Annotated in this window: 1 protein-coding gene; it reads left to right on the forward strand. The window is 54.2% G+C overall.

What is annotated here, in order from left to right; translation table 11 throughout:
- A partial coding sequence (locus tag LZP69_RS16540; RefSeq protein WP_234201762.1) for a VCBS domain-containing protein occupies positions 1 to 249 on the forward strand: 249 nt, incomplete at both ends.

Genomic DNA, 249 nt, shown 5'->3' on the forward strand with positions numbered 1-249 from the left:
TCGATCCAAGCAACGCGGCGTATCAGTCACTTCCTGAAGGTCAGACCCAGACCCTGACCATTCCGGTCACGGTCACCGACAGCGCAAATGCGACTGACACCAAAGACTTAGTCATTACCCTTACCGGTACTAACGATGCGCCAGTGCTCAGCAGCATTGCCGCGCAAACTGTAGCGGAAGACGCCAGCATCTCAGGTAAAGTCACTGGCAGCGATATCGATACCGGCGACAGTATCAGCTATTCCATTG

It is taken from the genome of Shewanella sp. AS1 (assembly GCF_021412565.1).
Taxonomy (GTDB): domain Bacteria; phylum Pseudomonadota; class Gammaproteobacteria; order Enterobacterales; family Shewanellaceae; genus Shewanella.